Origin of the sequence: Sphingobacterium sp. HMA12 (assembly GCF_002933815.1) — a bacterium.
In the GTDB taxonomy this organism is placed as follows: domain Bacteria; phylum Bacteroidota; class Bacteroidia; order Sphingobacteriales; family Sphingobacteriaceae; genus Sphingobacterium.
The window spans coordinates 602,188-623,226 of the sequence record NZ_BEYR01000002.1 but is presented as its reverse complement, the minus strand read 5'-3'; the positions used below and the strand labels follow the sequence as shown (position 1 = coordinate 623,226).

Below are 21,039 nucleotides of genomic sequence, written 5' to 3'. Positions count from 1 at the left end.
AAAATTTTACCTTTGCGCCATGGTAATAGAAGTAATGAAATCCAAGATCCACCGCGTGAAAGTTACACAGGCGGAATTGAATTACGTGGGTAGTATCACGATAGATGAAGATTTGATGGATGCTGCAAATATCATCGCTAACGAGAAAGTTCAGATCGTAAATAACAACAATGGGGCCCGCCTGGAAACGTATGTGATTCCCGGACAACGCGGATCGGGCACGATCTGTTTAAATGGAGCTGCAGCACGTTTGGTACAGGTCGGCGATATCGTTATTATTATTTCTTATGCAACAATGGACTTTGAGGAGGCAAAGCAGTTTAAACCGTCTTTAGTATTCCCGGACGACAACAACCATTTGATCAGATAGTATTAAGCTACATGCACAATACTTAATAATAATTTTATCAGGTATACTTATATACTGCTAAATAAAAATCGTATTTTTGAAGCGCTACTTTATCAAGTGGCGCTTTTTTATGCAATTAAAAATAACAAGAAATCTGCGTCAGTTTATCGCATCATTCCAATTGGCTTTGATGTCACTGATTATTCTTTCGGGTGTTATTTTCATGCACAAAGAGGTAAAATCAACTGGGGAAATCGTGATGCACACGCACCCCTATGATTTCACAAAGAAAGAAAAACCTCAAGAAACCGATGACCAGATTGATTATCTGAATGTCATCTATCAAAACAACTATGTTCAGACCGAATTCCTAGTTCTCGAACTTCCTATACCAAAGGAAATTCAGACCACAGACTATCGTTCCATCTGTCCAGAAGTTACAACCGCCACAAGCAGCCCCTATTACCTCCGAGGGCCTCCCCGCTTCGCATAAAACATTTATTTTTTTAATCTACGTACATCCTGTGAAATAACATCAGGCAAGGCCGCTGGCATTTGTCTATCGCGCTATTTCTGGGATCGACAACCTAGATCAAGATCGTGGCTTGCACCCGTGTACAAAAACCACGTACTGATATTTAATGATTAAAAGTAAATGGTAGAATGGCTGCGGGCGAATGACCTGCAGTCCAAAGATCTTTGTACATCTTACGGCTAAGATATATAGTCACTATTATATGATACAGCTGACAGGCAAAATTCTAAAATGAGCGTCAGCCCTGTCTATAGCGAAAAAGTATGCGATATAAAAGAGTATAAGCCTTTAGGACGAAGATATCAATACGAAGTACTCATACTCAATCTTATAAAAATGCTAAAGCAATATACGTTGCTGGCTACACTATTAGCCGGCACATCCACCATATACGCACAATCACCTTTGGAGGGATATTTATTCAATAAAAACCGTGAAGCCATTGCTTCTGGCACATTGACCATAAAGAACAGCAAATCAGCCACAACATCGGATGCTGATGGACACTTTAAACTCAATAGCCTGACTACGCCCAAAGTAACTTTAAATATTTCCGCTGTAGGATATCGTTCACTGACAAAAGTGATCAGTTTGGACACCTTAAAATCACCGCTTCAGATCCAGCTTGAGGAAGACAACCTCAATCTCGACGAGGTTGTCGTTTCGGCTACGCGTTACGGTGTCAAACGCAAGGATGCACCGGTTGTGGTCAATGTCATTGGCCCAAAACTATTCAATGCGACACAATCCGTCGCAATGTCAGAGACATTAAATTATCAGCCTGGTGTTCGGGTGGAAAACAACTGTCAAAATTGTGGTTTTTCGCAGGTCAGGCTCAATGGTCTTGAAGGACCATATTCACAGATATTAATCAACAGTAGAGCTGTATTTTCGGCATTAAACAGTGTCTATGGATTGGATCAGATCCCGACCAGCATGATTGACCGGATCGAAGTTGTCCGTAGCGGTGGCTCAGCACTATTCGGAGCCAATGCCATCGCCGGAACCATCAATATCATTACGAAGGACCCTGTCGAGAACGACTGGCAGGTAAAATCCACCAATTCATTAATCGGCGGCAAAAGCTGGGACAATACGGTAGACTTCAATACCTCTCTTGTGGCAGAGGACTTAAAAACCGGCGCAACATTTTATGGCATGCACCGCAATAGGGAATCTTACGACGCCAATGGCGATGGATTTTCGGAGATCACCAAGCTTCGAAATACTACGTTTGGCACCAAGGTATTTTACAAACCGAGCGATCTGGATAAAATTACCATTGATTTTAGCACAGTCAATGAATTCCGTCGGGGTGGAGATCAGCTTGATAAAGCGCCCCACCTGACTCAGATCACAGAGCAATTGCAAACCAGCTCCATTGTTGGCGGAATCACCTACGATCATTATTCCGAAGATTACAAACACAAATTATCGGCTTATGGTTCCGTTCAGAAAACCGTACGTGACAGCTATTATGGCGGTCTTGGTGGCGGAACTACGCTCGCAGACAGTACACTTGCATCCAATTCGTATGGAAAGACAAACGACATCGCGTTAGTTGTGGGAAGTCAATACACCTACAATTTTGAAAAGGATGTATTTACTGCTGGTGTAGAATTTTCCTACAATGATACACAGGATGAAATACCCGGATACAAGCGCACTATCGATCAGCAGAACAAAGGATTAGGAACCTACGCCCAATACGAATGGAAACCCTTTGAAACACTAAAAACACTGATCGGTGCCCGATACGATTATACCTATGTTGACGGAAAATATAGCCTGGCAGGAATAAACCGTCATTCGGATCAGCGCTTTGGCACTTTTAGCCCACGGCTAACGGTTCTCTACGATATAACGAAAGACCTGCAATTCCGAGGGGGATACGCACGTGGTTTTCGGGCGCCACAAGCCTTTAATGAAGACATGCACGTGACCTCCATTGGCGGCAATCAGGTTTTTGTCTTAATCGGTGAAAACTTAAAAACCGAATACTCCAATGCTTACACGGGATCTTTTAGTTATAATAAAAATTTTGGGAATGTACAGACAAGCTTACTTGTCGAAGGTTTCTACACGGACCTCAACAACCAATTTGTCAATATCATGGCCTCAGAAAAAGACGGCCTGATCATTCAGGAGATGCAGAATGGTGAAGGCGCGCGCGTGTATGGTTCTAACATCGAAATCAATATTGCACCTTCATCCTGGCTTTCCTTTCAGACTGGAGGAACAATCCAACGCTCGCGTTATAAAAAAGATCAGCTGATCTATGAGGGCAAAGAGGATGCACATGATATCTGGACAAAGAAATATGTCCGTACGCCCAATATCTATGGCTATATGAATACAAACCTGAAAGCAACAAAACGATTTGCAGTCGACTTGACGGGAGTATACACCGGTAAAATGATTGTACCCCATATCCAGCAAGATATCATGACCTTAAAAAATGCAAGAGATTTTGTTGAATTGAACCTACGGCTGGGCTATACACTACCTGTACACAAGGATTTCAGCATTGAATTCTTTGGTGGCGTCCAGAATATGTTCAACGCTTTTCAAAAGGATTTTGACAAAGGCGCTTTACGGGATTCAGATTACATCTACGGACCAACAAGACCGCGTACATACACCTTTGGACTCCGGATCGGCCACTTTCATTAAGAGATTGCCATTGGAAGAAATAGACGCTAATAAAAAAACAATGAAATATTGCCGGAAAATAAGCATGTTATTGATCGCATTATTTTATCCGCTCCTCCATTTTGGGCAGGAGCGGATAAATTGGGTCAGTTTTGAACAGCTCGATTCATTACTTGCAGTGGAACCGCGGGAGACCCTTATTTTTATCCATACCGACTGGTGTAGCTATTGCCGGAAGATGGAGCAGGAAATATTCACCAAGCAGGATCTTGTCACTGTGATCAATAAAAATTATTATGCAGTCAGTCTGGATGCGGAATCGGTGGCGGAGATCAACTTTGACCAAAGCATCTGGAAAGCTAAATCGAATAGAAAAAAAACCGGCCAGTACCATCCTTTGGCGCTACTGCTATTGCAGGGGAAACAAATGGTTTTCCCGAGCATCCTTCGATTTGACAGCGAATTTCGCTTAAAAAACATACAACAAAAATATCTGAATTCAAAAGAGTTAGGTGTTTTTTTAGAATAATTTAACATATTTGTGTAGCGAAACCAAATGAACCTGCGTTTGGAGTTTTATAATTAATACACACTTTAAGAAATTATGAAAAATATCACGAAATTTTTAATGGCATTTTTGTGTCTGGGAATGATCTTCGCATCTTGTAGCAAAGATAACATCGATTATGATGCTATAAACGAAAAGATCAGACAGGAACAGATCAGACAATATAAAACAAAAAAACAACAGGCACAGGCTATAAAAGATTATGCTGCCGCAAATTTTACAAATCCGAAATTTTCTTCTGACTCTATTGGAATCTGGTATGAGGTCTTAAATGAGGGAACTGGAGATCCATTCGACTATACTACAGGTATTCCTAAAATCAGTGTTAACTATAAAGGCGAGTTAATGGATAACAATAAGACTGTATTCGCTCAAACAAAAGAAGGAACACCAGCCAATTATTCTGATTTAAGAATTACTTATAATGAAACAACACAAGGACAATTTCTTGGTGCATGTTGGTTCTTTGCATTCGTTCCAGAATCCATTAACAGCAATGGAGCTGAGAAAAAATTATTAGGACTTTTACCTAAAGGTCTAAAAAAAGGTTCCAAAATTAAATTGGCCACACCTTCTGTGTGGGGATTTGATAATAGAGATTATAAAATTGGTGATGGCCCATCGATTCCCGCTAATTCTCCATTAGTTTATGAGATCGAAGTTGTGAACATTGAAAAAGCCACTTCAAACTAAAAACATACTATTTAACGAAGCCATTTTCATACCGAGAATGGCTTCTTCATGAAAATTAATATAATACCATGAAAAAACTACTTTCTATTCTACTCTTTGGACTAACACTGGCCTCCATCTTTTTTGCTAGCTGTAACAAAGACAATTTTGACTATGCCGCTTGGGAAAGAGAACAACTGGAAAAACAGCGCATTCAGGATTCCATCAACAATAAGCGAGTTGAAGAACAATTTCCTATTATCAAAAAATATGTGGCAGACAACCAGCTTCAGAATGTACAATATATTGATTCTCTAGGTCTAGCCTACCAGCTTTTAGTAACTGGAGAGGAGAGCTCATACACCTATTCATTTAATTCCAATGGTGGAATTATTGCACCTGATGCAACAGTAAAATATATTGGTAAACTCGTTCCTAGTGGCACAATATTCCAACAAACCGAAGAGGGAAAAACAGCAACATTGAATTTATCTAGCGTTATCACAGCTTGGCAGATCGCATTTCTTCCGAAATCCATATCGTATAATGGCAAGGATATTCCAACGGGAGGAATTACACCAACAGGTCTAAAAAAAGGATCTAAAATCCGCATTATTACCCCGTCTCCTTGGGCTTACGGTGATACGGGTAAACAAGGCTCTTCCGCTTCAGACGTTTCGATTCCAGCTAAATCACCTTTAGATTTTACAATTGAGGTTGTTGATATTAAAAATAAATAGTCTTTCAAAAAACACAATAGGTCTTCAAAAAAAGTTTTGAAGACCTATTAATTATGCTATGAATAAGTTTTTATCGCCTTTATTTTTAGGAATAGTAGCCCTCACTCTGCTGAATGTTAGCTGCAATAAAAACGACGATATCCCAATTTATGATGCGACTGAGCAATTTAAAACGGATTCCGTCCTACTTAAAAATTATGTTGACAGCAAGTTTCCTGATGCACAGTATGATACAGAAACGGGAATTTGGTATGAGATGCTTGTCACGGGAACGGGTAACTATAACTATAAAATAGTAGATACACTAAATGCAAAACATCTTAAATTTTCACCTACTGTAAAATATGTAGGAAAACTTTTGAATGGGAATATCTTTGATCAAACGGAAGCAGGAAAAACATCAACCTTCAACATTAGAACGAATACAGGCTATCAATATCCCTTCGACAGCACCATTATTCCGGCCTGGACATTCGCCTTTGCACCAAAGAGGATTGGAGATATGAAACTAGGCGGGCTAACCGAAAAAGGGCTTCAAAAAGGCTCAAAGATCCATATTATAGTACCTTCCAGATGGGCACATGGGAGTCTAGCAATGGGCAAAATACCAGCTAATTCTCCATTGGATTTTGTTATCGAAGTCGTAGACATTAAATAAGATCCTCCAACAAAGAGACGACAATATTCATAAAATACAAACGTAAAAACGTCTAAAGCAAATTCTGACTTTAGGCGTTTTCTATTTCCCTCCGTTAATCAACATATCTTATCGAATAACACAGCATTATATTTTTCCTTCGCTACCAGAAAATAGGAACCCGCAATCTGCTCAAAATAATATACCCAAACTAGAACAATAAGTGCATTTCCCGACTTAGGAATCCAGCCGAACGAAAGCTTCATGTGCGACCAGTATAGAAAAGCTTTAAACAACAAAAGCTCGAAGTGGGGAACTCCGAGCTTTACCTAACCAATTATTAACCTAAATTATGAAAAGTTCTTTATATATTATTTTGTATATATCTTTCTGTTTTGATATATCAAAGGTAACATACATTCCCTTTCATGTCAAGAAATTTAACAGCATTTAACGTTGTTAAAATTATGTTAAAACAATTTAGCAAATTGTAACAGGCTAGTGACTTTGTTTGGGTGACACTAATTGTGAAATAAAATTAACAGAAAGATACAATCATAGCGAATAGTGCACAAAAAAAATCATTGAGATGCTTTTAAACGCGTTTTGAAGCAGTGTTGTCAAGATTTGATAAATCAGGTAGACCATAACAGTCTTCCGAGTCAAAAAATTATATGGGAGTTTTTAAGAAAAAAATAAGTAGGACAATGAAAGCCTGAATTCTTTTAGAAAACAATATCAATAAACAAAACACTTTCAATAAAAAGGAATAAATTTGTGTAACAGTTTTTGTCAGTATATACAACATTTAATGATGTGCGTAAAAAGACAGGGAACTATCAGGGTTTCCTATACGGCAATTGCGATCTAATAAATTGGAAAAATAAACAGGATGAAAATAGCTTTAGCACAATTGAATTACCATATTGGCAATTTTGAAGCAAATACAAAAAAAATAATTCAAGCCATCAACCAAGCCAAAGAAGCATCGGCTGATCTTATCATATTTGCAGAACTCGCTATCGGAGGTTATCCGGCCAAAGACCTGCTGCGAAGTAACGTATTTAAACAACAGTGCAACGAAGCTATCCACCAGATTGCAGCCCACTGCCAAGACATAGCCTGTATCATCGGTGCGCCTGTCACAAACAGCGATCCCGAAGGAAAAGCGCTTTACAATACTGCCGTATTTATCGAACAGGGAGCTGTTCGAAATATTGTAAAAAAAGGTTTATTACCAGATTACGATGTATTTGATGAATACCGCTACTTTGAACCCAACAAGCGTTTTGACTGCATCGCATTGAACGGTGTAAAAATTGCCCTGACCATATGTGAAGATCTTTGGGACGACGATGAGGGTGGTAACTCTTACGTAGGTGACCCTATGGCCGAACTCCGAAAAGAGAACCCTGATCTGCTGATCAATATTGCAGCTTCGCCATTCTCGTACACACATTTTGAAAAGCGCGTTAAAGTGCTCTCCCTTCAGGTCGAGAAGTCCAATCGCCCACTGATCTATGTCAACCAAGTGGGCGCACATATGGATATTATTTTCGATGGCAGATCACTTGCGTTCAACAAAGAGGGAACAAAGGTTGCTGAATTAAAACGATTTGAAGAAGACCTACAGTATATCACCTATCATCAGAGAAATATCACTTCAACCACCGCAACGACAAAAGATCCTGCAACAGAGATTGCCTTGATCCATGACGCATTAATTTTAGGGTTACGTGATTATTTCCAAAAATCAGGTTTCAAAAGAGCGGTGTTAGGTTTATCAGGTGGATTAGATTCAGCCTTAGTTGCTGCGCTGGCCTGTGAAGCGCTTGGTGCGGACAATGTCCTTTCAATTTTAATGCCCTCTGTCTATTCCTCAGAACATTCCATCAAAGATGCAATGGACCTGGTGACCAATACCGGCTGCAAACACCATATCGTCCCCATTAAAGATATTGCATCAGCATATGAAAATACACTTGCTCCGCTTTTCGAAGACTTGAAGCCTGATACCACCGAAGAAAATATACAGGCACGTGCACGTGCTGTTGTTTTGATGGCCATATCGAACAAGTTTGGCAATATCCTATTAAATACTTCTAATAAAAGCGAGGCCGCTGTTGGTTACGGCACCTTGTATGGGGACATGGCGGGCTCCATTTCGGTTATTGGCGACGTTTATAAATCCAGCGCTTATGAACTGGCTCGTTATATCAATCGGGAGCGTGAAATTATTCCGGTCAACACTATTGAGAAGGCCCCCTCAGCCGAATTGCGTCCCGATCAAAAAGACTCGGATTCCCTGCCGGAGTACGACCTGCTGGATAAGATCCTATATGAATTGATTGAGAATGAAAAGAGCGGCTCCGAAGTTGTAGCGATGGGTTTCGAAAAAGCGTTAGTAGAAAGAGTAAGTAAATTGCTGAATAATGCTGAATTTAAACGCTTTCAGGCCCCGCCAATCCTCCGGGTCAGCCCCAAGGCTTTTGGTACGGGAAGACAGATTCCACTGGTAGCAAAATATCCGTATTAATTTTACAATTAGCATTAAACCATATTTATAGTTTTTTGTCTAACATTAATAGATTAAAATCGGTGCTGTACAGCACAAAAATGAATTGCCATAATAATTGCTTTGGTTGGCGTAGAGGCCGCCAAAGCAAATAGTTAAGAAAGTTTAAAACAATTTAAATAAATATAAGTTCCATATAGGCCATGAAATCATCATGATTTACAGCTAAAAAGCTAAATAAGCTGCTCATGATAGATTCATCACAGTTAATAAACAAATTACTACGATGAAAAAGATTCTGTTATTTTTGGTGCTCTGCGTTGCGCTGGCATCATGTTCGTCTTACCAATACAATACCACACGGGTGGAGAAGATGGATTTTACTCCTTTCAAGACGTATGCCTGGCTACCGCCGGTAGACTCGCTTTCAAAGTCTTATTTTGACAATGATATTGCCAAAACTAATATTTTGGATGCGGCAAATGCTGCACTGGAAGCGAAGGGACTCCAGTATTCAAAAGATAATCCCGACCTTTTATTCCGTTATATTACAATAGTTAATAACAAAAGCAGATTGGTATATGGTGGCGGCGGATACTATGGCTGGGGCGGTCCTTGGGGCTGGTACAGACCTTGGTTTTCCCCTTACTATTACGGTGGTGGATATTATCCTGTTGCAAAGGAACGCTATCGTTACGGCCACTTGATTATCGAAGCGATCGACCGCAAAACAAATGCGGTGATCTGGCAAGCGCGGGGTTCAGGTGATGTCGATAATCCAGAAAAAGCGATCAATAATATCAGCAAGGTCGCAACGGGAGTTATTGATTTGTTTCCTGTAAAAACATTAAAGAAATAAACGGAGTTTTTACAACTCCCATATAGCAAAAGGCTGGTTTAGTAAACCAGCCTTTTGCTTTTTAAGTACTCTTAATTGATCAGTTCCGAGCAAACACTTTTCTGTTTCATGAGCGGATTACAACTCTTTAAAAGGTATAAAAAATTCAGTCTTAAACTGATGGCCGCAATTTCAAGTAAAATGGTACTTCGACGCGTTCCTTCGATTTGTTCATAATCAGTTCAGCAGCAAGCCGTCCCATCATTTCAAAATCAGTAGATATTGTCGTAATGCCATTCAGGATAAATTTCTTCAATGGGGTCTCATTATAGGAAATGACTCCGACGTCTTTTCCTATGACCAGTTTATTTTGAATAACCTTGTTCAACAATTTCACGAGATCATCTTCAATAATATTGATGTAGCAGGTTCCCTTCTCTACGTTCTCTTCATCGATATCGGACACTAGTTCGTGCCCAAAAGCATACTGCTGACAAAATTTGTAAAATCCTTTGATAATGGCTTTAGGAAAATCACTATAGTCCGGAAATACCAGTTTCAGATTTTTATATTTACTAAGCACCTCATTGGCTTCCTCCAATGCGGAATAAATATCGTGTTCATAGTTTTCATATACCGCAGGAAAATCCCCAGGTACGTCCTCAATGAATTTGCCCAATAACATCAGTTTATCTGTAGGGATCTTGCGGATGATGTCGGGCGCTTTGTCTCTCCCCTCTTTAAAATGTGGAAATAAGACGTAGTAATCATACGTTTTGGTCAAGCTTCCCAATAGATTATTCAGGTACGATAAGTCCGAATTATAAACAAATAGGTCGAGGTTGGCGAAGTCTCCGAGTTCCCTAGCAAAAGAATCATAAACAATTTTTTTATGTGCACTCAATTTATTGAGAAAAAGGGCAATCTTAAGTTTCGACTGTACATCGGTCTTGTTGATATAATACCCCTTACCTGGATTGGATGCAATAATATCATTTTTCTTCAAATACCGATATGCTTTTTCAACTGTATCACGCGATATCTCTAGGTAGGTACTGAGTTCATTGATCGAAGGCAGCATGTCATTCCTAACCAATATCTCATTTTTTACAGCATCTATAATGGTATTTGCCAGTTGCTGATATTTAGGGGTAGCAGAGAAATCACTTATCTCCAATGTTTTAAGGAACTGATTTACGGAATTGGTCATTTTATAGATTCTAAACAACTAAATTTAACAATTTTACTTGGGAATAGACAGGCTTTCAATATACAACAATGCAATTATTTAATAACAGTTCAGGACAGCTGAACCATTAAAATTTAACAACTTTACATATCATATAATAATTAATATAATTATTCATAATTTTAGGTTTAATAAAAAGGTTTTCATTCTCCCCGTTTGGAAGCCTTTTTTTATTTTAATAGCAGGTTCATGCTGGAACGATAGAATATATACACCAATAAATAAGGCCAGACAACGAATTGCCTGACCTCTCACGATAACTAATAAAAAAACTAAATTCTTATTTTCACTAAACAATTTTTTTATGCATATGGCTGCTGTTTGGCTCTAAAATAGCGTAATTCGATGATATCATTTGGCATCGCTTGGGTATTCCAATGGTCATGAATGACCAATGCCGCCCCAAGCGCTGTTGCTTGAGCCATAGATGCTCCAAAAACCTCACTATTTGGAAAGGCTTGTGCCAATAACGTCATGTAGATGACATTACGGCTAAATCCACCATCCACAAATATGCGTTGAACGCCTTTGTTCTGTAAGACTAAGGATGTTGCTTTTATCTGCGCTTTTACCAAATGCATCATAAAAACATGATAAGCTTCGGTATAATCATCAAAGTGACTCAAATCAATCGATGAAAAAGCAGACAATTCATTTGAAATATCTAATGCTTGGTATTTTTCAATGATATTCCATTGCAGAGCAATCTGTTTGAACTTACCCGTTGAGACCTGAAAGAAGTTCGCAATACGCTTCACTTGTTCTTCGTGCTCGTAACCGGCAAAGAGCCGTGAAGCTTTAACAGGTTTACCCGTGAAAGTCATGTACTGTAAACAGTCTTCATTCAGTTCATCTTTTGTCAATGGCTCATCATTGAATGGATTGAATGAAATACACCAAGTACCCGTTGAGATCAATACAAAGGGTTCATGAAAATTCAATAAGTAAGGTATCAAAGCCGAAGAACTGTCATGCAAACCACTACCTACCAGATAACCACTTCCAGGAAACGTTGCCCTGAACAATTGATCTCCCTGCACGATAGGTGCCATCTTTTGGATGATACCCGTATCAAGAACCCACTGATGGTAATTATTTTGCTTAAAATTCCAGAGTGCAGTATGACAACCTATACTTGTCATATCGGAATATGCTTGGCCTGAAATTAAATAACTCAGGTACTGCGGAAGGTGCAACGCCCATTTAACATCCCGAAATAGCGCGGATTTTAACTTTAACAAACGATAGATCTGTAGACCAGAATTCAGACTCCCTAAGCTTGGGGATGACGTTTCTAATGAAAACTTATCCTTTCCGCCATATTGTGCATAAAAGGATTCCAATAATTTCTTCGGATATTCCTTTAAATAATTATACAATGGCGTTAAAGGCCTGCCATCTTTATCAATGTAGACGAAACTTGCCCCATATGACGTGAAATTAATCGCTTTGATTTCAAACTCGCCTTTTCGAAACACCTCGTGCAATGAGTCAAAGACTGATAAACGTAAACTCTCTAGATTCTCGCAGCTATCGCCATCTTCATCGGTAGTTTCTAAAAAACGAGCAGATCTTTCAAAAACAATCTGGTACTGCTCATTAAAGAGAAATAACTTTTTATTTGTCTTCCCAACATCGAATATGGCAACTACTGGTATTGGTTTCCCCTTCATTCCTCTTCCGTTATTATAAACCTGTGGCGACAGAATGTATTCCGCGTTCCTCGATAAGTTTATTGCGCAAATTTTCTTCGTTGAATAATTGAACTGGATTTAGGGCTGCGCCACTTCTCAGCCTTGCTTCTGCAACAAGCGGTCTGACATCGGTACGGAATGCATCCTGCAAAATTTCCTGCGCCTTCACGATGTCGTTTGCTTGCTGTGCTTGTTTCAACGCTTTACGATCGACCAGCAAAGCCTGAGCATATGCAATCTTAATCGCTTCGACTGACTGTAAAAGGTCTACCAATGGATCTTTTAAATTATGGGAGGCATCAATCATCCAACCCAATCCGCTGGCATGGTCAATACCTTTCACATCCATACCATCGATCAATTCATTAAAGATCAGGAATAGCTGATAAGGTTTGATACTGCCCGCAGTTAGGTCATCGTCTGCATATTTGCTATCATTGAAATGGAATCCGCCCAATTTGCCTTCCATCAACAATAAAGAAACAATTTGTTCAATATTTGCATTTGGCAGATGGTGTCCCAAATCAACTAATGTATAAGCTTTTGGTCCTAATTTATTTGCTAATAAGAGGGATTGTCCCCAATCACCAATTGTCATCGAATAAAAGTAAGGTTCAAATGCTTTGTATTCTACAAAAAGTTTCCAATCTTCTGGCAAGTGTTTGTAGATTTCTTGTAAGCTCGATAAGGTATTTTGAAAAGCTTCTCTGAAGTTCAACTGTCCTGGGAAGGATGATCCATCGGCCAACCAAACTGTCAACGCTTTAGAGCCAACAACTTTACCATAGTTGATCACTTCAATATTATGATCTACAGCTTGTTGCCGGACTTTTGGATCGACATGGTGTAAAGAGCCAAACTTATAGCTATGCTCCTGACCTGCCTGATCTTGAAACGTATTGGAGTTTACGGCATCAAATCCGATGTCTAAGGAAGATGCTAATGTTTTAATTTTCGCTGCATCTGAAGGAATATCCCAAGGGATATGCAGCGAAATTGCCCCACTCGATTTGTTAAGCGCATGCAGTAAGCCAACATCTTCAAGCTTTTGCTCTAAAGTACCCGGTTCACCAGCACCGGAAAAACGGCCAAAACGAGTGCCGCCTGTACCTAATGCCCAGCTTGGTATGGCAATTTGAAATTTTTGAAGTTTATCCAGAATTTCATCAACCTTTGGAATATCTGCCGACACATAGTCAAATGCCCTTTTATGCTTATCTTTTAATTGGTTATTGTGCTGATCTATAATTTTCTTATCTAGAATCATGATTTAATGGTTATCGTGTAAAAATGCTAGGTGTCGCGTACATCTTTTCCCTTTCTGAACGCGACACCTAAGATATAAAAATTAGCGTACAAACGCCATAGCAACACCACCGTCAACGTTTAGAACGTTTCCAGTAGATTTATTCAGTAGTCCGCCGACAAAAGCAAAACAAGCGTTTGCAATGTCCTCTGGAAGGATGATCTGATTCAAAAGCGTGCGTTTTGCATAGTAAGCTGGTAATTCAGCGACCGTGATGCCATAAGCCTTAGCACGACCTTCAGCCCATCCACCTGCCCAGATATTACTGTCCGAAATAACTGCATCTGGATTCACAACGTTCACACGTACTCCTGCTGGCCCTAATTCTGCTGCACATAAACGACTTAAATGCAATTGTGCAGCTTTTGCACTCCCGTATCCTGTATTATTGGGACCACTAACCAAGGCATTTTTACTGACGATGTTGATGATATCGCCACCGATTGCTTGGCCTTTTAAGAGTGAAGTCGCTCCTTGAGTAACTAAGAATTGGCCTTTTACCAATACATTGTACAATAAATCCCAATCTTTCTCTGTATGATCTTCGATTGTCTTGGAAATCGATAATCCCGCATTATTTACGACAATATCGATACCACCAAATGCTAAAGCAGCATCTTTTAAGGCGTCCTTAATAGATTCCGCATTGGTTACATCAAGGATCGTAGCAATGACTGCATCTTTTCCAAATTCGGCTACAAATTCTGCTTTACTCGACTCCAAACGTTCTGTATTGATATCATTTAAGACAATAACAGCACCTTCTTGAGCCATCTTTTTGGCAATTGCTTTTCCGATACCGCCACCGCTTCCAGTGACCAAGGCAATTTTTCCAGACAAAGCTTTTGGCTTTGGCATACGTTGAAGCTTCGCTTCTTCCAGTAACCAATATTCAATATCAAACGCTTCCTGACGAGGTAAAGCAGTGTATTCGCTTACGGCTTCGGCCCCTTTCATTACGTTGATCGCATTGGTATAGAATTCTGCCGCTACACGTGCCGTTTGTTTGTCTTTGGCAAAAGCAAACATACCAACACCTGGATACAAAACAATGACTGGGTTTTTATCACGTACAGCTGGGCTGTTTTCATGTTTACAGTTTTCGTAATATTGTGCATACATTTCACGGTACGCTTCAAACAATGGCGTCAATTTCGCTTTTAGTTCATCCACGTTGTCCAAATCTTCTGATTTATCCAGATTCAATACCAACGGTTGAATTTTAGTTCTTAAGAAGTGGTCCGGGCAGCTGGTACCAAGCGGAGCCAAACGTTCTAAATCGTTTGAATTGATAAATTCCAATACACGCTCATCATCCGTGAAGTGTCCGATCATGTGACGTTCACTTGAACAGAAACCTCGTAAAACCGGAGCGAGTTTGGCTGCCTGTGACGTTCTTTCCTCCTTGCTCAAGCTAGTTACGTTCTGCCCACCAAACACAGGTGCTTTTTTGCCATAGTTTTGCTCAAGATATTCCGCGCAAGCTTCGATTACATCCAAGGAATTGATATAACATTCGTATGCTGTATCGCCCCAAGTAAATAAACCATGTGAACCCAACATAATACCACGGATACCTGGATTTTCTTCCAAGCAGGCACGCAATTGCAGCCCCAGATCGAATCCCGGACGTTGCCAATCTACCCAGCCAATAGTTCCGCCGAACAATTCCTGCGTAATTTTTTTACCATCTTTGGCCGCAGCAATCGCAATCGCAGCATCGGGATGTAAATGATCAATATGTTTAAATGGCAAGAATCCATGTAAAGGCGTATCTATAGAAGGTGCTTTTGACGCTAAATCATAGATACAATGGTTAAATAACTCAACCATTTCATCTTCATGTTCAAGACCACGATAAACATTCTCCAAATTGCGGAGACGTTGCAAATAAAGAGCCGCAAGACCTGACTTTTTTAACGTTCCGATGTCTCCACCAGATCCTTTAATCCACATCACATCAACTTCTTCGCCCGTCAACGGATCTTTTTCCACAACTTTACAAGACGTATTACCACCGCCATAATTTGTGATTCTTAAATCTGCACCTAGAATATTTGAACGATATAACAACAAAGCTACCTCATCACCACTAAGTGCTTGAGCTTTCTGATCGTCCCATAAATAATTGACATGTTTGTACGTTTTCACTTCTTCTATATTTTGTTTTAATATTAATTTTCTAATGTTTTAGCAAATCCCACGATACAAATGGAGATGATAATTGTCACGATACCAGCTATTATGGAACGATAGGTAGGCCGATCTACACCTTTCCATTCTTTGAGGACCACACCCCAAGCATTTGATATCAAAATGATAAACGCCATATGCAATATCCAAGAACTAGCTCCATTACCCAAGCGGCTTTCGCCCATACCGTAAAAGAAAAACTGTAAATACCAAGTCGTTCCTGCCAAAGCACATAAAAGGAAATTTTTGCCTTTAGGTGCATCCGATTTCGTATAATCCGAAAACGTTTTGTTCTTGATCAAAAGGTAAAGACACCATAGGAAATTGGTCGTAAAACCACCCCATAGAATAACAATGTAGGTGACATTATTCTGGTAAAGAAATTCACCTTGGTTCGGATTTACTGATTTCCATAGTGTATTCGCTACATCCGCCATGGGTTTTCCGGACTCAATACCAAAATTGAAACAAGCACTTAACACACCTGAAACAATAGCTACAACAATCCCTAAACCAAAATTATAATCGGCCTTGCTTTCTGTGGATAATGTGGATAAGTGTTTTTCTTTTGAAACACCAGCTTTACCACATAGATAGACGCCAAGCACACAGACCAAAAGTCCAAGAAGGATACAGATCCCAGATTGGGTAGTAAAAAAATAATCTATGCCATGTTTGCCCTCGGCCTTATTGAAAAAATAATAGATGCTGGGCATCAAAGAACCAAAGACCATGCTAAGCCCCAAAATAATGCTGCTACCTAACGAAACACCGAGATAGCGCACACCAAGACCGTAGGTTAATCCACCAATTCCCCAAAGTAAACCAAACAAAAAAGTATAACCTAATATGGTGTTATCTGTACTTTTAATAATTTCAGCAAAATTGGGTATGGTTAACATCGCCGCTATAGGCGGCACAATAATCCACGAAAAAAGCCCTCCTAAAATCCACATGGATTCCCAGGACCATCCTTTTATTTTTTTGTACGGCACATAAAAACTTCCCGAAGCGAATCCGCCTATGAAATGAAATATAACTCCAAAAACTGCATTCATATAAACGTTATTTAGGTTCTTAGCAACTAAGTTAATTCATTGGTTTTTTAGAACTGTTATGCACTGTTATGCACTGTTATGACCTTCTTTCCATAAAGGGGTCAAAAACACAAATTGGGCTCCCCAAATAATGGACAGCCCAGTTTTATTTATTTAGCCTTGTATTTTTTGCAATGTAGGATTCAAGCATTCAAAAGTGTATACTTTTGCTCCGGCTCGCAATGCTTAAATCAATTCATAAGCGATAATATACCCTTAGCAATCCACGAATAGCCTATCTCAAGAGGTTGATAATAGCTGCTTCCCGTTCTTTTGGAAAAACTTTTAGATCCACTAATTTACCATCCTTTAACCTCCCTTCGACGGTGGTCTGCCCGGGAGCATGCAGCTTAAAATCCACATCCCAATCTTTGGGCCATGCCGGAAAAAGGTAAATTTTATCATCCACTACCTGCAAAAGCATTTCCTGTAAACCGATCATGCCCGAACCGCCCCAGTTATGATCCGGAACCCAGTCAAAGCCCGGCCCCCAAAAGGTTGGAAATCGCCGTTCTGCATTTTTGAGTTTCGAGACAGTTAATTGCTTCGCTTCGTCCGTCAATCCCAACCGTGCGGCAAAGATATTATGCTGCTTCCAGCCGATATGACTTTTGAATTTAAGCACATCGGGATCATACTTATAGGTATTGAGCGCAATATCCATGTCGGGTTTACCAATACCATAAATTCCCCAAGGATAAACGCCATATAGCTGTGGCGATTCGGTATTGTTGATCCGGGCCCATAGCTGTGCTGGCGCCAACATCTTTTTGCCTCCAAGTTCACGTTGCGGCAAAGGCGGGATTCTGGTCAAAAAACCCTGAAAATAACTACGTGATTCTGAATTGACATACGTGTCGGGTAATGCCAGCAACCCTTTTGTTACTTGCTGCAAAGCCGCAATCGTCGTTGCCGAATTATACGCCATTTTATAGGTTTCCGCAGAGGAACCTGGATACAAGACAAGATGACCTGCATCGTCCAAGACCTTGCTGCCCCGTTGCCGTGCCCGGTATTGATAATGCTCGTCAAAAAAGCGTAGACAGCTCTCAATTAGTGGTATATAAGCCTGAATATCGGATTTATTGTAACGTTCGGTTTCCAGCATCATCATGCAGAACTCCAGTACGGTATCCCACTCATATTCCAGCCAAGCATTATATTCTAGGCCCTTATCGAAATCTTTTGGCCGTTTCCAATTGTATTCTGCTGGATTGGGTAAACCAAAATTTTCAATTTGCTCGGTAAAGCTTGCACCGGAATGCCCCCAATAAAATTTAGATCGCCATTCGGCGTTCCCCAAAAGGCGTTGGTAAAACTTAAACTGTGCTGGCATTAGGTCAAAATCGCCGCTCTTCAATAATGGCCAATAGACCAAACGCTGATTTTGAGCCGTATGGGTACCTCCACCCCAATTACGAAAATCCGGTGTGAACGTAAACGTACTATCAATTGTGACAGGATCATAGGTGAATAACCCCCCGTTAAATTTTGTCGGATAGTCCCCATAAGCGTTACAAGCCAGCATAAATCGAAACAACTGATAGTTTCGACCAGCTTGCCAAGCTTCATTATTGGGATCTGTTAAGCCAGGCTGGATGACGATATGACTTCTATCCCAAAAGGATTTCCACCAGAATTCTGTCGCTCGTTTGAGCGATACAAAGGTAGGTTTGGGCGTAGCCAGATCCTCCAGTGCTGTTTTCCAGTGTTGCAAGTCTCCTTGTTGCCCTACATGCAACGCCACTTGAAGCGCATGATTGGTCTTTGCCACTTTACTTTTGAGTATCCAAGATTGGTACGGCGTATTCATATAGGTGCCTGCACGTTGGCCAACGTATTCAAAACCCTCACCTTTTAAAAGACCGCCTGAAATCCTATTTTTCAAGGGATTATATAACGAATCTTTAATGGTTGTCAGGCCTTGTTGATCGACGACAAGGTCAAACGCTGTAGTCGCTTGATTTTGATGATAGAAAATAATATTGTTTGCTTCTGCCACAATCTGATCTTTATGCGTCACCACTGGTTTTGGCGGTGCCCACTTCCAAGAATTCGCATTATTTTCCTTCTTCTTAGGAAACAGATCCTGAAAACGCCAGCTCTCGTAAGCTGCTTCCACCTTGATCTTCCGATTGGCACTTACTTCGAGATGTACATTGGGATTAAACACATCTACCCAAACCAGTACTTCGGCCTTGACGCCTTTGCTTTCGCCCCTCAGGACAATATGGCCTTTATCCAACTGCAATTCCTGCTGGAATTTTCCGTCTGCAAAGGGGTTGGGATATAGATGGAGGCGGATGCGGCCGAGCTTCAACAAGGTATTGTTCTCGTCAAATGCGCCTGTTTTTCCCAGATACAAAAATAATTCACCGTTTTCCACCCAAACGTTCAATCCAATATCTCCACCACCTACAGGCATGGATTCCGATGAATTTTTGCTCTGTGTGGTCCAAGATACATTGTAATCCTTCCAATTGAACTCTTGAGCCTCAATTGGGCTCAAGAAAACAACTATTAAAACTAGAATGCCTATAACACGTTTTTCAATCATCATTTCTGTTTACCAATCGTCTGTACGGAAAGAGCTTAAGGGCAGGCCATTGGCACCGAACACATCTCCGACAACGAAATCTTTAAATGCATAACGAACAGCCACCGGCTCCTCAACTTTGAGCGACGCTACAACAATGGTCTTTCCTTTCAAAACAGCATCCGCAGGATAAAAAACCTGATCTTTACCCGCAATTTCAAAAGTCTTTATTTCTTTATCATATGATGTCAGCCCCAGCGGTGCATCCTTAAATGAGAGGATCGCAGTATTGCCTTTAATTTCCAACTTTTCATAAACAGGACTTTTGAGATTTAGTGAAGCAAAACCGTAGCTATCGTGCAGAGCCAGATAGGCCAGTCGCTCGCCACTTTGTTGTTTATGGGATGGATGGATGCAATTTTGTTCACCCAAATCCATGGTAACCGCCATAGCGGAATGCGGGATTTTATCCAATGATTTACGCTGTGCATCGCGCAGATAAGCCGAATTGTATTTATCACCTACATGATAAGGCGGTAATGAAGCGTAATCAAATGGTGCAATTTGCGTAAAATAAAAAGGAAGTTCATGATTTCCCCATAGCGCACGGTACTTTTCGACCATCCGTGGAAACAACACTCCATACTGATCCGGACGTTCGTAGTTGGACTCACCTTGGTACCAAATGATACCACGAATGCCGTAACCGGCAATGGGATGAATCATACCATTGTATAACATGGTCGGCACGCGGTTTTTATCTTTCAAGCCTTCCTCTTGTTTTGGGATCTGTATATCTTTCTGATCTGCCAGCCAAGATTCCTCCATCCAGGCTTCGATGTTTGAACCGCCATAGCTGCTATGAATCAAACCGACTGGCACACCCAAGGTTTTGCGCAATTGTCGACCGAAATAATAGGCCGTTGCACTAAAACTAACAACAGACTGTGGCTCTGCTTTTTTCCAAACACTTGGTTTGCTATCCGATGCAGGCTGCAACAAAGGATTGCGGGGAACGGTATAGATACGCAATTGATCGTCTTTGGAATTTATCATTGCTTCTGTACTGCCGAGGATGGGTTGCCCAGGATAGCCTTTCAAAGGCATTTCCATATTCGACTGACCTGAACATAACCAAACTTCGCCAATAAGAATATCGTGCAGTTCAATCACATTTTTTTCTGAGACCTTGATCTGATAAGCTCCACCTGCTGCTGGTGTTTGCACTACAATTTTCCATTGGCCAAGCTTGTCCACTTTCGCTTGATATTTCTGCCCATTCCAGGAGGTCTGTAAGGTTACTGTTGTCTGGGGGTCTGCCCAGCCCCAGACAGGGACTTTACTTTGTTGCTGCAGCACCATCCCATCGGTAAAGAGAGCCGATAAGCGTACTTTCGCCTGGCTACTCAATTGGGCCAACAGTAACACGATCGCAAAAAAACAAGTTTTCATCGTCAT

The 21,039-nt window shown here is 40.5% G+C and carries 16 protein-coding genes; 9 read left to right on the top strand and 7 right to left on the bottom strand.

Annotation, left to right across the window (positions count from 1 at the left end; all coding sequences use genetic code 11):
• The first annotated feature begins 19 nt into the window (after window positions 1-19).
• The 9 genes from panD to HMAT_RS16035 all read left to right on the top strand — a co-directional run bounded on the left by panD (window position 20) and on the right by HMAT_RS16035 (window position 9,527).
• Window positions 20-370, top strand: a complete 351-nt coding sequence (gene panD / locus HMAT_RS16075) for an aspartate 1-decarboxylase (protein ID WP_104383850.1) — start codon at window positions 20-22, stop codon at window positions 368-370.
• A gap of 109 nt (window positions 371-479) precedes the next feature.
• Entirely contained in the window at window positions 480-842 is a 363-nt protein-coding gene (locus tag HMAT_RS16070) for a hypothetical protein (RefSeq protein WP_104383849.1), read from the top strand.
• A 273-nt stretch (window positions 843-1,115) separates the two neighbouring features.
• Window positions 1,116-3,557 carry a TonB-dependent receptor gene (locus HMAT_RS16065; protein ID WP_233789384.1) on the top strand — a complete coding sequence of 814 codons (2,442 nt, stop codon included), beginning with the start codon at window positions 1,116-1,118 and terminating at the stop codon, window positions 3,555-3,557.
• 40 nt (window positions 3,558-3,597) lie between these two features.
• The gene (locus tag HMAT_RS16060) at window positions 3,598-4,065 is read left to right on the top strand and encodes a DUF255 domain-containing protein (protein ID WP_104383848.1); all 468 of its coding nucleotides are present in this window, start codon (window positions 3,598-3,600) and stop codon (window positions 4,063-4,065) included.
• A 75-nt stretch (window positions 4,066-4,140) separates the two neighbouring features.
• Complete coding sequence (locus HMAT_RS16055) at window positions 4,141-4,797, top strand: FKBP-type peptidyl-prolyl cis-trans isomerase (RefSeq protein WP_104383847.1); 657 nt, start codon at window positions 4,141-4,143, stop codon at window positions 4,795-4,797.
• A gap of 68 nt (window positions 4,798-4,865) precedes the next feature.
• Window positions 4,866-5,516: an FKBP-type peptidyl-prolyl cis-trans isomerase gene (locus HMAT_RS16050; RefSeq protein WP_104383846.1), complete on the top strand. Its 651-nt coding sequence runs from the start codon at window positions 4,866-4,868 to the stop codon at window positions 5,514-5,516.
• Between the two features lie 58 nt (window positions 5,517-5,574).
• A complete protein-coding gene (locus tag HMAT_RS16045; protein ID WP_104383845.1) occupies window positions 5,575-6,174 on the top strand; it encodes an FKBP-type peptidyl-prolyl cis-trans isomerase in 600 nt (199 codons plus the stop codon).
• Window positions 6,175-7,045: 871 nt separating this feature from the next.
• Entirely contained in the window at window positions 7,046-8,689 is a 1,644-nt protein-coding gene (locus tag HMAT_RS16040; RefSeq protein WP_104383844.1) for an NAD+ synthase, read from the top strand.
• 265 nt (window positions 8,690-8,954) lie between these two features.
• Entirely contained in the window at window positions 8,955-9,527 is a 573-nt protein-coding gene (locus tag HMAT_RS16035; RefSeq protein WP_104383843.1) for a DUF4136 domain-containing protein, read from the top strand.
• A 151-nt stretch (window positions 9,528-9,678) separates the two neighbouring features.
• Here the strand turns inward: HMAT_RS16035 and HMAT_RS16030 are convergent, their stop codons facing one another.
• From HMAT_RS16030 to HMAT_RS16000, 7 genes are all read right to left on the bottom strand, one after another.
• Window positions 9,679-10,716 (bottom strand): GntR family transcriptional regulator, encoded by a 1,038-nt coding sequence (locus HMAT_RS16030; RefSeq protein ID WP_104383842.1) that lies wholly within the window; start codon window positions 10,714-10,716, stop codon window positions 9,679-9,681.
• A 341-nt stretch (window positions 10,717-11,057) separates the two neighbouring features.
• Window positions 11,058-12,428, bottom strand: coding sequence for an FGGY-family carbohydrate kinase (locus HMAT_RS16025; RefSeq protein ID WP_104383841.1), 1,371 nt, complete (start codon window positions 12,426-12,428; stop codon window positions 11,058-11,060).
• A gap of 13 nt (window positions 12,429-12,441) precedes the next feature.
• On the bottom strand, window positions 12,442-13,716 hold the full coding sequence (locus HMAT_RS16020) for a sugar isomerase (protein WP_104383840.1): 1,275 nt from the start codon (window positions 13,714-13,716) through the stop codon (window positions 12,442-12,444).
• Between the two features lie 81 nt (window positions 13,717-13,797).
• On the bottom strand, window positions 13,798-15,906 hold the full coding sequence (locus tag HMAT_RS16015; protein ID WP_104383839.1) for a bifunctional aldolase/short-chain dehydrogenase: 2,109 nt from the start codon (window positions 15,904-15,906) through the stop codon (window positions 13,798-13,800).
• A 23-nt stretch (window positions 15,907-15,929) separates the two neighbouring features.
• Window positions 15,930-17,006 carry an L-rhamnose/proton symporter RhaT gene (gene rhaT, locus HMAT_RS16010; protein WP_104383838.1) on the bottom strand — a complete coding sequence of 359 codons (1,077 nt, stop codon included), beginning with the start codon at window positions 17,004-17,006 and terminating at the stop codon, window positions 15,930-15,932.
• Between the two features lie 274 nt (window positions 17,007-17,280).
• Window positions 17,281-19,605, bottom strand: coding sequence for a DUF5703 domain-containing protein (locus HMAT_RS16005; protein ID WP_233789382.1), 2,325 nt, complete (start codon window positions 19,603-19,605; stop codon window positions 17,281-17,283).
• Between the two features lie 6 nt (window positions 19,606-19,611).
• Window positions 19,612-21,033, bottom strand: a complete 1,422-nt coding sequence (locus HMAT_RS16000) for a sialate O-acetylesterase (RefSeq protein WP_104383836.1) — start codon at window positions 21,031-21,033, stop codon at window positions 19,612-19,614.
• Between the last annotated feature and the right edge of the window lie 6 nt (window positions 21,034-21,039).